This is a genomic window from Nonomuraea sp. NPDC003201, from assembly GCF_053590415.1.
In genome coordinates, this window is record NZ_JBSFTC010000049.1 from 1 (window position 1) to 10,948 (window position 10,948).

A 10,948-nucleotide genomic window follows, 5' to 3' on the forward strand; every position below is an offset into this window, starting at 1 on the left:
CCGAACACGCGTCTCTGAGATCGGGACCCTACACGAGCCCAGTTCGGGGCGCGGGCCGCCCACAACCCCACGGCGGCGACACCTCGTGCTCCAGCTGCTCGACGCCGTCGGCCCCTGCTCCCAGCAGGCGCTCAGCCAGGAACTCCGGATCGACCGCAACGACTTCTGGACCGCCCTCTACCAGGCAATCGACGACCGACCTCGCCGGGCTGGGCATTTGCCGTCCGGAACGAGTTCACGGGCTTCCGTCATCCTGCCCCCACTCCTCCGTCGGAAAGAAGATCGCGCTGATCACATGCGGTCGCCGCTCCGGTCCGGGCCCGTTCCCCGTCCGCGCCCTGAGCACCTCCCGCAGCTCAACCGCGATTTCCTCCATCTCCTCCGAGGTGAGCCACAACGTCCCCTGCCGATACCCCACCCGATCCGCGACCGGGTCGGCGCCCGGCCGATCAAGATAGGCGTTGAACTCCGCGAGCAGCGCCGCCATGGCCGCCGCGAACCCGTGGCGGTGGTCCTGAAGTGACATCGCCTTGGCCGTGTCGAGATCGATGTGGGTGGCGTGCTGCCGCAGCCGGTAGTAGCGCTCGACCATCCCCCGTACCCGCTGCTCGTCGGCGACTTCCAGCAGCCCGGCGTCGGCGAGCAGGCCGACGTGCCGGTACAGGGTGGTCTTGGGCACGTCGGGCAGGCTCTCGCACAGGTCGGACGTGGTGCGGGTGCGCCCGCCCGACAGTGCCCACATGATGCGCAGCCTGACGGGATGCAAGATCAATTCAAGCGTGTCCATTCTCCTATATTTCCATAACTGGTACTGTTCCCAAAGTTGGAACTATTCGAGAGGGGCAACGATGGCACTGCTCAGCGACGAGGCGGTGATCCCCCTGCGCACGCTGGACCCGGGCGCCGCGCTGGACGACCTGGAATGGCTGGACGACGCGATCGGTGACGCGCGGGTGGTGGCGATCGGCGAGAGCGCGCACTACAACCGGGAGTTCTACGAGCTGCGCCACCGACTGCTGCGCTACCTGACCGAGCGGCACGGGTTCGGCGCGTACGCGATGGAGACCGGATTCACGGAGGGCCGGCGTACCGACGCCTGGGTCCGGGGCGGCGAGGACCGGCTCGGCGAGATCATGGCGAGCGGCCTGACCTCACTGACGGGCCTTTGGCGGCAGATGGGCGCCCACCTGGAGTGGATGCGCCGGCACAACGCCACCGCCGAGCGCCCCGTCGGCTTCTACGGCATAGATCTAGGAGGCCAGAACGCCTCCCTGATCCCCGCCCTGGACGCCGTGCTCGCCTACCTCGCGCAGGCCGATCCCGGCTTCCAGCTCGACCCGGCCATCCGGGAGACGGCCTCGGCCTTCGCGGCGACGTCCGCGTTCGCCGCTCCCGCGACCATGGCCGTCTACGCCCAGCTCCCGCCCGAGACGAAGGACGCGCTGACGGCGGGCCTCACCGGCCTCGCCGCGCGCATGAAGGGCCGGCGCCTGGAGTACGTCCGGCGCACCACCGCCGAGGAGTACGAGCGCGCGCTGCGATCCATGCGCCACGTGCTCACCCTGGAGTCCGTCATCCGCGGTATGACCGGCGGCGACCAGCAGAGCGTGATGTACAACCGAGATGCCGAGATCGCCGACACGGTCGAATGGATCCTGCGCCGACAGGACCGGATCGTCCTGGCCGCCCACAACGGCCACGTCCAGCGCGGGCCCGCCGCACTCCCCGGCATGGACCCGGTGACGCCGATGGGGATGCACCTGGCCGACCGGCTGGGCGAGGATTACCTGGTCATCGGCGCCACCTCGGGAACCGGTCACATGCTCAACTCCGACTTCGCGGCCTTCCAGGCCGGTGTCCTCTTCGCGCCGATGGAGGCACCGGAGCCCGGCAGCCTCGACGCCCTCATGCACGCCGGCCACGACGGCCCCTTCGCCACCGATCTGCGGCGACTGTCGCCGGCCGACGCCGAGGCCGTCCGGGGTGCCACCGTGCAACGCGCCGGTGTCGGCGCGTACTACTCCCCTGTGAGCGCGCTGGACGCGTACGACATCGTCGTGCACCTGCCTCACGTCACGGGCGCCGACCCCGACGAGGTCGCGCTCGCCTGTTCGCCGCGGGAGGTGCGGGACGTGTTCTCCCACTACAAGCCCCAGTAGCCGGGCGATCCGCGCCCGAGGTCCGGGCGCATCCCCCGCCAGATCACCCCCGTCGGGCTAGACCTCGATCTGCGAGCCCATGATGACCGTGCGGTCGCGGGGCAGGCCGAAGTACTCGGCGGCGTCGGCGGTGATGTACGAGGTGGCGATGAACAGCCGCTTGCGCCACGGCGCCATCGTCGGAGCCGTGCCACGCCGAAGCTCGACCTTCGACAGGAAGTAGGACGCCTGGTCGAGCCGCAGCCGCCCCTCGGTCATGGCCGGGTCGAGCAGCGCCAGCGCGCCGAGGACGTCCGGGGTCTCCATGTAGCCGAAGCGGGCGGTGACGTGGAAGATCCCGTCGTCGGCGTAGCCGAGGTCGTCGACGGCGATGCGCCGGTCGGCCGGAACGCGGGGCACGGGCTCCGTCTCGATGGACATGATCAGGACGTGGTCGTGCCGCACGTGGTTGTGCTCGACGTTGGCGCGCATGGCCAGCGGCGCGGTCTCCTTGCCCCGGTTGAGGAAGACGGCCGTGCCCGGGACCCGCAGCGTCGTCGCCTTCCCGGTGCGCAGCCGGGCGACGAACTCGCGCAGCGAGCCTTCACGCCGTTCGCGCTCCGCGGTGATGATCTCGCGGCCCCGTTGCCAGGTGGTCATGACGGTGAACGCGGTGAGGCCGATCAGCAGCGGCAGCCACGCGCCGTGGACGAGCTTGGTCAGGTTGGCCGCGACGAACAGCAGGTCCACCGACAGCAGCACGGTCGCGCCGAGGCCGATGATCCAGACCGGTGTGCCCCACTTCGCGCGGGCCACGTAGAAGAACAGCAGGGTGGTGATGGTGATCGTCCCGGTCACCGCCATGCCGAACGCGAAGGCCAGCGCCGTGGAGCTGCGGAAGGCGAAGACCAGGGTGAGCACCGAGACCATCAGCAGCCAGTTGATCCAGGGGACGTAGACCTGGCCCATGGTGGACTCGGAGGTGTGCGCGATCCGCAGCCGCGGCAGGTAGCCGAGCTGCGCGGCCTGGGAGGCGACCGAGTACGCGCCCGTGATCACCGCCTGGGACGCGATCACGGTCGCCGCCGTGGCCAGCAGGACCATCGGCAGCCGCCCCCAGACGGGGACGAGCAGGAAGAACGGGCTGCTGATGTTGGCCGGATCGGCGAGGATCAGCGCGCCCTGGCCGAGATAGCTGAGAACGCAGGCGGGGAACACGAGGATCAGCCAGGCGCGGTTGATCGACCGGCGGCCGAAGTGGCCCATGTCGGCGTACAACGCCTCGGCACCGGTCACGGCGAGCACGACCGCCGCCAGGGAGAAGAAGGCGACGCCGAAATGACCGGCCAGGAAGCCGATCGCGTACGTCGGCGACAGCGCCTTGAGGATGTCCGGGTGCTCGGCGATGCCGGCCACGCCGCACGCGCCGATGGTCACGAACCAGGCGATCATCACGGGCCCGAACACCCGGCCGACGGCCGCGGTCCCCCGGCGCTGCACCAGGAACAGCAGTACGATGATCAACGCGGTGATCGGCACGACGAGCTCTTCCAGTGACGGCTGGACGACCTTGAGTCCTTCGACCGCGGACAGCACCGAGATCGCCGGGGTGATCATGCTGTCCCCGAAGAACAGTGAAGCGCCGAAGATGCCCAGCGCCGCCAGCACGGAGACGGCCCGCCGGCCCCGCTGCGTGCTCCACCGCCGCACCAGCGTGATCAGCGCCATGATGCCGCCCTCACCGTCGTTGTCGGCGCGCATCGCCAGCAACACGTACGTGACCGTGACGATGATCATCACTGACCAGAACACCAGCGACACCACCCCGAACACGTTCTCCGTGCTCACCGGGACGGGATGCGGGTCGCTCGGGTTGAACACCGTCTGCAGGGTGTAGATGGGGCTGGTCCCGATGTCACCGAACACCACACCGAGAGCACCGACCACCGACGCGAGCCGCACCGCGTCGTGCGCGCCCGGACCACGAGCCGCCTGCGGCGCGGGCACGTGCCGACGATCGCTCACAACGCTCCCCCATCGCGGTACCGATGCTTCAACATAACCGCCGGTAGCCCAGATCACCCGCACCGGTCACGTCGACACCATGCATCCGCCGGCTCGATCGAGACGATCACCCCGGAGGCGTTCGACCGCGCTGCTTCCTCGGCCCCCGGATCTGAGCAGCCGCATCCAGCCCGCCATTGAACTCACGAACGTCATCGCCCCAGGTTCCATGTCAGCACGGCAACGGCCCCATATCAGCGCGGCAGGCGATGGTGGGTGCCATGAACATCCGCCACGGCGAAGCCGAGGGTCGACATCCCGGCTTGCCTTTCAGCTATTCAGCGTTACTATGTACCAGTAGCTAGCATTACCGAGTAGCTGAAGGATGTTCCATGGGCAAGCAGATGACGGAGATGCTCAAGGGCGTGCTGGAGGGCATCGTCCTCGCGATCCTGTCCGGTCGGCCCGCGTACGGCTACGAGATCACGGCGTGGCTGCGGGATCAGGGCTTCTCCGACATCGCCGAGGGCACCATCTACGCCCTGCTGGTCAGGATCGAGCAGCGCGGCTTCGTAGACGTGGAGAAGGTCCCGTCCGAGAAGGGGCCGCCGCGCAAGGTGTACTCCCTCAACGCTCAGGGACAGGCGTATCTCGAGGAGTTCTGGAGGACTTGGAGCTTCCTCGCAGAACGGCTCGAACAGCTCCATGAAGGAGGTAAGTAGGCATGGCCACAGAGCCGAACGAGCAGAAGAGCCGCTACCTGCAGTACCTGGAGGTGGTCACAGGGTCGCTCGAGGAGAAGCGGCGCTACCGGCAGTACAAGGCGCGCATCAAGCAGCTTCCCGAGAACTACCGCACGGCGGTAGAAGCGCTGGATCGGTACCTGATCCACACCGGGCCGGTGGAAGGCTCGATCGCGATGTACGAGGACCTCGCCGACCTGTTCGAACGGAGCGCGGCGGACGGAACCCCGATCCGCGACATCTTCGGGGAGGACCCCGTGGAGTTCGTCGAGGCGTTCGCACAGAACTACCCCATCGGGCAGTGGCGAGCCCGGGAGCGAAACCGCCTCAACAGCGCCGTCGCGCGCGCCGCCGGCGAAGACACAGAAGACAGGACCAGCTGATGACGAAACAGCAAGCCCAGGCGATCCAGGTGCGAGGCCTGGAGAAGTCGTACAAGGAACTACACGTGCTGCGCGGCGTGGACTTCGAGGTGGCGCCCGGCAGCATCTTCGCCCTGCTCGGCTCGAACGGGGCAGGCAAGACCACCGCCGTGAAAATCCTGTCCACACTGCTCAAGGCCGACGCGGGCACGGCGAGCGTGAACGGCTTCGATGTCGCCACGCAGGCCGGCGACGTGCGGGAGTCCATCAGCCTCACCGGACAGTTCGCCGCCGTCGACGAGATCCTCAGCGGGCGGGAGAACCTCGTACTGGTCGCCCGGCTACGGCACCTCAAGAACCCGGGCAAGGTCGCCGATGACCTGCTCGCCCGTTTCTCGCTGACCGACGCCGGCGCGCGGAAGGTGGCCACCTATTCGGGCGGCATGCGCCGCCGCCTCGACATCGCCATGAGCCTCATCGGAAACCCGCCGGTCATCTTCCTCGACGAGCCGACCACCGGGCTCGACCCCCAGGCGCGCATCGAGGTGTGGCAGGCCGTCAAGGAACTCGCCCGCCGGGGTACGACGGTGCTGCTGACGACGCAGTACCTGGACGAGGCCGAACAACTCGCCGACCGGATCGCGATCCTGCACGAGGGCCGGATCATCGTGAACGGCACCCTGGACGAGCTCAAGCAGCTGCTCCCGCCCGCCAAGGTCGAATACGTGGAAAAGCAGCCCACCCTCGAGGACGTCTTCCTCTCCCTCGTCGCCACCAACAACACCTAGGGGAACCACGATGACCAAGCACTTCTTCGGCGACACCACCGTCCTGCTGGGACGATCCCTGCGCCACATCACGCGCAGCCCGGACACCATCATCACGACCGCGGTCATGCCGATCGCCATGATGCTGATGTTCGTCTACGTGTTCGGCGGCGCGATCAACACCGGGTCGGACTCGTACGTGAACTACCAGCTTCCCGGCATCCTGCTCATCACGGTCGCCTCGGGCGTCGCCTACACCGCGTTCCGGCTGTTCATGGACATGAAGAGCGGCATCTTCGAGCGATTCCAGTCCATGCCGACCGCGCGCTCGTCCGTGCTGTGGGCGCACGTGCTGACCTCGCTGGTCGCCAACCTGATCTCGCTCGTGGTCGTCGTGCTCGTCGCCCTGCTCATGGGCTTCCGCTCGGCGGCGGGAGTGCAGGCATGGCTCGCCGTCGCCGGCGTCCTGATCCTGTTCACCCTGGCATTGACGTGGATCGCCATCATCCCCGGCCTGACCGCGAAGACCATGGAAGGCGCGAGCGCGTTCTCCTACCCGCTCATCTTCCTGCCGTTCCTCAGCTCGGCCTTCGTACCCACCGCCACCATGCCCGGCCCGGTGCGCTTCTTCGCCGAGCACCAGCCGGTGACCTCCATCGTCAACGCCATCCGCGCCCTGTTCAGCCAGCAGCCGGTCGGCACCGACGTCTGGGTCGCCCTGGCCTGGTGTGTCGGCATCCTCGCCGTCGCGTACGTCTTCGCCATGAACGCCTACCGCCGCAAGATCTCCTGACTACCTCGGCTCGGCTCACGCCGCCATTCATTGCAACGAAGGAACGGTCATGACTGAATCCCTCCACACCCTCACCACGATGCCGACGGCGCGTCAGCCCGGCTGCCCCTTCGACCCGCCCAAGGAGCTGATCCAGGCGCGCGAGCACGGCCCGATCAGCCGCTTCCCGTTCCCCGACGGGCACGAGGGCTGGCTGATCACCGGCTACGACCTGGCCAGGTCGGTCCTGGCCGACGCGCGGTTCAGCTCGCGCAAGGAGCTCATGCGCCACCACCCGCTGATCGACTACAGCGAGTACGGCGACATCGAGGTCCCTCCGGCGCCGCCCGGCGAGTTCCTGCTCATGGACGACCCGCAGCACAGCCGTTACCGCAAACCGCTGGTCGGCAAGTTCACGGTCCGGCGGATGCGCCTGCTCACCGAGCGGGTCGAGCAGGTCACCGCCGAGCACCTGGACGCCATGGAGAAGGCCGGACCGTCGGCGGACCTGGTGACCGCCTTCGCCAAGCCCATCCCCGCCGTCATCATCTGCGAGCTGCTGGGCGTGCCGTACGAGGACCGGGGCTCCTTCCAGGACAACATCGACAAGTTCCTCGGCGGAGAGGTCAGCGACGAGGAACTGATCGCCGCCTACACCGCCACCCAGCAGTACCTCGCGCAGCTCGTGGCCGCCAAGCGCGCCAACCCCACCGACGACGTGCTCAGCGACCTCATGGACGGCGATCTGACCGATGAGGAGTTGCAGGGCATGGCCCTGATCCTGCTGTCGGCCGGCTTCGACACCACCGCGAACATGCTGGCGCTGGGCACCTTCGCGCTGCTGCAGAACCCGGAGCAGCTGGCGGCGTTGCGCGCCGAGCCCGCGCTCGCCGAACCGGCCGTGGAGGAGCTGCTGCGGTATCTGAGCGTCGCCAAGCAGTTCGCCAGGGTCGCGCTGGAGGACGTCGAGCTGGGCGGCCAGACCGTCAAGGCCGGCTCGACGGTCATCCTGTCGTACGCCACCGCCAACCGCGACCCCGAGCGCTTCACCGACCCCCATGTGCTCGACATCAGCAGGCAGGACGGCGGGCACCTGGCCTTCAGCCACGGCATCCACCAGTGCCTGGGCCAGCAGCTGGCCCGCGTCGAGCTGCGCGTAGCGCTCCCCGCGCTGCTCAACCGCTTCCCCACGCTGCGCCTGGCCGTACCGGCCGACGAGGTCGCCCTGCGCCCGGAGACCGCCGACATCTACGGCGTCAAGAGCCTCCCGGTCACCTGGGACGCGTGACCGCCCGGCGCTGACCAGCACCTGTCCCCGTGCCGCGAAAGGAGCGCACCACCATGTCCATCACGCTTACCGACCAGGACAAGCTCACCCTGCGCACCGCCGCCTACGGCGCCGTCTCGCTGCTGGCCGCCGCCGACGCCACCGGCAATCCCCACAAGATCGCTACCGAGGGCTCCACCCTGGCCGACATGATCCGCAAGATCACCGCAGCCCTCGACGCCGCCTGACGGGGCTGCGCAGCTCCCCTGGCCGACGCCCGCCGCCGGGCATCGCGCCTCGAGTAAACCCGCACCGCTGTGCCGGACCCGGGCCCGGCAGGTTCGACCCCTCCATGCCATCTACACCGCTGACAGCACCGTGACCTGCCCGGCTGGGCACCGGATCCCATTGTCGGCGCCGTCAGGCTGAAACCTGCAGCGCAAGGCGTGAGGTACGTCCTGGCCACCCCGTACGCGCCGCCGCCGTCGGGGAAGGCGGCGATGACCTGCCGGTAGGAGAGGGTGAGCACGGCCAGCAGGCCCGCGATGGTCAGCGTGACCGGGAGGGTGAAGCCGAGCCCGGCGCCGCCCGCGAGGGCGAGCACCAGCACGATCGCCTCGGGCCCGTACGCCACCGACGCCATCGCGTCCAGGGAAAGCGCGGCCAGGCCGCCGACGACGGACAGGCGATGCCGTTCGCCGGTATCGGCAGGCTCCTTGGCGGTGGGAGTTTTCACGATGGACATGGAGAACATGCTGATCCCGATGCACTCCCAGGGGCGTCCATATATACGCATTTAAGACGCAAAACGCCCCAATACCTATGTGAAACCTACGAGGCCGGGCAGCACCTCCCGGGTCAGCGGCGGGACGCCACCTCCGCCGAAGACCGGGGAACTCCGAGGCGCGCTCGGAGCGGCGCGTAGAGATGCCGTCAAAAATCAGGCTCCAGCCGTATGGAACCCGTCAAGAAAGGAAAAACGCCCCAAATCTCGGAGTTTGCTTGCCTTGGCGCCGCCCGAGATGGGCGCGACCGAACAAACATGTCCAGATTGAGGAGTGGGGATGGCTGACGTCATCTTCGTCGCCCTGACGATCGCGATCTTCGTGATCTTCGGGCTCGTGGTGAAGGCGGTGGAGCGGCTGTGAGTGCCGTCAATGCCGCCGGCCTGATCGTGGTCGCCGGTCTGGTGATCTTCATGGTCGTGGCCCTGCTGTTCCCGGAGCGCTTCTGATGAGCACGGCCCTCGCAGGGATGATCTTCATCGTCTCCCTGATCGCCGCTCTGGCCCTGGTGCACAAGCCGTTCGGCGACTACATGCACCGGGTCTACACGAGCGCCAAGCACAACGCCGTCGAGCGCGTGATCTACCGGCTGCTCGGGGTGCGCGCGGACGCCGAGCAGAGCTGGGGTGTCTACGCCCGCAGCCTGCTGGCGTTCTCGCTGGTCTCGATCCTGTTCGTGTACGCGATCCAGCGGCTGCAGGACAAGCTGCCGCTCAGCGTCGGGATGAAGCCGGTCACCGACCACATCGCCTGGAACACAGCGATCAGCTTCGTCACCAACACCAACTGGCAGGCCTACTCCGGCGAGTCCACGATGGGCCACCTGACCCAGATGGCCGCGCTGGCGGTGCAGAACTTCGTCTCGGCGTCGGTGGGCATGGCCGTGGCCATCGCCCTGGTGCGCGGGTTCGCCCGGCGCACCTCCGACACGATCGGCAACTTCTGGGTGGACCTGGTCCGCGGTTCGCTCCGGATCCTGCTGCCGATCGCCTTCGTCGGCGCTCTGGTGCTGGTGGCCGGCGGGCTGATCCAGAACTTCTCCGGCCCGCACGAGATCACCACGCTGACCGGCGGCACCCAGCCGATCACCGGCGGCCCGGTCGCCTCGCAGGAGGTCATCAAGGAGCTGGGCACCAACGGCGGCGGCTTCTACAACGCCAACTCGGCCCACCCGTTCGAGAACGCCACCACCTGGACGAACTGGCTGGAGATCTTCCTGATCCTGGTCATCCCGTTCACGCTGACGCGCACCTTCGGCAAGATGGTCGGGCAGGTCAGGCAGGGGTACGCGATCCTCGCCGTGATGGGCGTGATCGCGCTGGCCAGCGTGCTGCTCACCAACGTCTTCGAGCTGGGCGGGCACGCGACCGTGCCGCAGGCCGTCGGGGCGGCGATGGAGGGCAAGGAGGTCCGCTTCGGCGTCTCCGACTCGGCCACCTTCGCCGCCGCCACCACGCTGACCAGCACCGGCGCGGTCAACTCCTTCCACGACTCCTACACGCCGTTCGGCGGCATGATGACGCTGTTCAACATGATGCTGGGCGAGGTCGCGCCCGGCGGGGTCGGCTCCGGCCTGTACGGCATGCTGATCCTGGCCGTGATCACGGTGTTCGTGGCCGGGCTGATGGTCGGCCGCACCCCCGAATACCTGGGCAAGAAGATCAGCTCGCGCGAGATCAAGCTGGCCTCCCTGTACTTCCTGGTCACGCCGGTGCTGGTGCTGGTCGGCACGGCGTTCGCGATGGGCTCGGCGCAGCAGCGGGCCAGCATGCTGAACGCGGGCCCGCACGGCCTGTCCGAAGTGCTGTACGCGTTCACCAGCGCCTCCAACAACAACGGCTCCGCCTTCGCCGGGATCACCGTCAACACACCCTGGTACGACGTGGCGCTCGGCCTGTGCATGGCGTTCGGCCGGTTCCTGCCGATCATCCTGGTGCTGGCGCTGGCCGGATCGCTGGCCGCGCAGTCGCCGGTCCCCGAGAGCGCCGGCACGCTGCCGACGCACCGGCCGCAGTTCGTCGGCATGGTCGTCGGCGTGACGATCATCCTGGTCGCCCTCACCTACCTCCCGGCGCTCGCGCTCGGCCCCATCGCAGAAGGACTGTCCTGA

11 protein-coding genes are annotated in these 10,948 nt (G+C 68.2%); 9 read left to right on the forward strand and 2 right to left on the reverse strand.

The genetic code is table 11. The annotated features are described in order from the left end of the window. Positions 1-235 precede the first annotated feature (235 nt). Complete coding sequence (locus ACWDX9_RS19835) at positions 236-787, reverse strand: helix-turn-helix domain-containing protein (protein ID WP_449955808.1); 552 nt, start codon at positions 785-787, stop codon at positions 236-238. 61 nt (positions 788-848) lie between these two features. Between ACWDX9_RS19835 and ACWDX9_RS19840 the strand changes: the two genes are divergently transcribed. Continuing rightward, complete coding sequence (locus tag ACWDX9_RS19840) at positions 849-2,159, forward strand: erythromycin esterase family protein (protein WP_449955811.1); 1,311 nt, start codon at positions 849-851, stop codon at positions 2,157-2,159. A gap of 57 nt (positions 2,160-2,216) precedes the next feature. On the opposite strand, the gene ACWDX9_RS19845 is transcribed toward ACWDX9_RS19840, so the two are convergent. After that, the gene (locus tag ACWDX9_RS19845) at positions 2,217-4,163 is read right to left on the reverse strand and encodes a potassium transporter Kup (protein ID WP_449955814.1); all 1,947 of its coding nucleotides are present in this window, start codon (positions 4,161-4,163) and stop codon (positions 2,217-2,219) included. A 371-nt stretch (positions 4,164-4,534) separates the two neighbouring features. Here ACWDX9_RS19845 and ACWDX9_RS19850 point away from each other — a divergent pair, with 371 nt between their 5' ends. From ACWDX9_RS19850 to kdpA, 8 genes are all read left to right on the forward strand, one after another. Then, complete coding sequence (locus tag ACWDX9_RS19850) at positions 4,535-4,864, forward strand: PadR family transcriptional regulator (protein ID WP_350737154.1); 330 nt, start codon at positions 4,535-4,537, stop codon at positions 4,862-4,864. 2 nt (positions 4,865-4,866) lie between these two features. Then, a complete protein-coding gene (locus tag ACWDX9_RS19855; protein ID WP_449955817.1) occupies positions 4,867-5,268 on the forward strand; it encodes a DUF1048 domain-containing protein in 402 nt (133 codons plus the stop codon). Beyond that, positions 5,268-6,035 carry an ABC transporter ATP-binding protein gene (locus ACWDX9_RS19860; RefSeq protein ID WP_449955819.1) on the forward strand — a complete coding sequence of 256 codons (768 nt, stop codon included), beginning with the start codon at positions 5,268-5,270 and terminating at the stop codon, positions 6,033-6,035. The genes ACWDX9_RS19855 and ACWDX9_RS19860 overlap by 1 nt, the downstream gene beginning before the upstream one ends. Before the next feature lie 10 nt (positions 6,036-6,045). Beyond that, positions 6,046-6,807: an ABC transporter permease gene (locus ACWDX9_RS19865; protein ID WP_449955822.1), complete on the forward strand. Its 762-nt coding sequence runs from the start codon at positions 6,046-6,048 to the stop codon at positions 6,805-6,807. Between the two features lie 49 nt (positions 6,808-6,856). Then, positions 6,857-8,074 (forward strand): cytochrome P450, encoded by a 1,218-nt coding sequence (locus ACWDX9_RS19870; RefSeq protein WP_449955825.1) that lies wholly within the window; start codon positions 6,857-6,859, stop codon positions 8,072-8,074. A 53-nt stretch (positions 8,075-8,127) separates the two neighbouring features. Beyond that, entirely contained in the window at positions 8,128-8,301 is a 174-nt protein-coding gene (locus ACWDX9_RS19875) for a hypothetical protein (protein WP_449955828.1), read from the forward strand. 896 nt (positions 8,302-9,197) lie between these two features. Continuing rightward, entirely contained in the window at positions 9,198-9,287 is a 90-nt protein-coding gene (gene kdpF, locus ACWDX9_RS19880; RefSeq protein ID WP_350737184.1) for a K(+)-transporting ATPase subunit F, read from the forward strand. Further along, the gene (gene kdpA, locus ACWDX9_RS19885; RefSeq protein ID WP_449955831.1) at positions 9,287-10,948 is read left to right on the forward strand and encodes a potassium-transporting ATPase subunit KdpA; all 1,662 of its coding nucleotides are present in this window, start codon (positions 9,287-9,289) and stop codon (positions 10,946-10,948) included. The genes kdpF and kdpA overlap by 1 nt, the downstream gene beginning before the upstream one ends.

Coding starts and splice junctions, on each gene's coding strand:
- kdpA (WP_449955831.1), top strand. CDS start 9,287: ATGAGCACGGCCCTCGCAGGGATGATCTTCATCGTCTCCCTGATCGCC.
- ACWDX9_RS19870 (WP_449955825.1), top strand. CDS start 6,857: ATGACTGAATCCCTCCACACCCTCACCACGATGCCGACGGCGCGTCAG.
- ACWDX9_RS19855 (WP_449955817.1), top strand. CDS start 4,867: ATGGCCACAGAGCCGAACGAGCAGAAGAGCCGCTACCTGCAGTACCTG.
- ACWDX9_RS19850 (WP_350737154.1), top strand. CDS start 4,535: ATGGGCAAGCAGATGACGGAGATGCTCAAGGGCGTGCTGGAGGGCATC.
- ACWDX9_RS19860 (WP_449955819.1), top strand. CDS start 5,268: ATGACGAAACAGCAAGCCCAGGCGATCCAGGTGCGAGGCCTGGAGAAG.
- ACWDX9_RS19840 (WP_449955811.1), top strand. CDS start 849: ATGGCACTGCTCAGCGACGAGGCGGTGATCCCCCTGCGCACGCTGGAC.
- ACWDX9_RS19865 (WP_449955822.1), top strand. CDS start 6,046: ATGACCAAGCACTTCTTCGGCGACACCACCGTCCTGCTGGGACGATCC.
- ACWDX9_RS19835 (WP_449955808.1), bottom strand. CDS start 787: ATGGACACGCTTGAATTGATCTTGCATCCCGTCAGGCTGCGCATCATG.
- ACWDX9_RS19875 (WP_449955828.1), top strand. CDS start 8,128: ATGTCCATCACGCTTACCGACCAGGACAAGCTCACCCTGCGCACCGCC.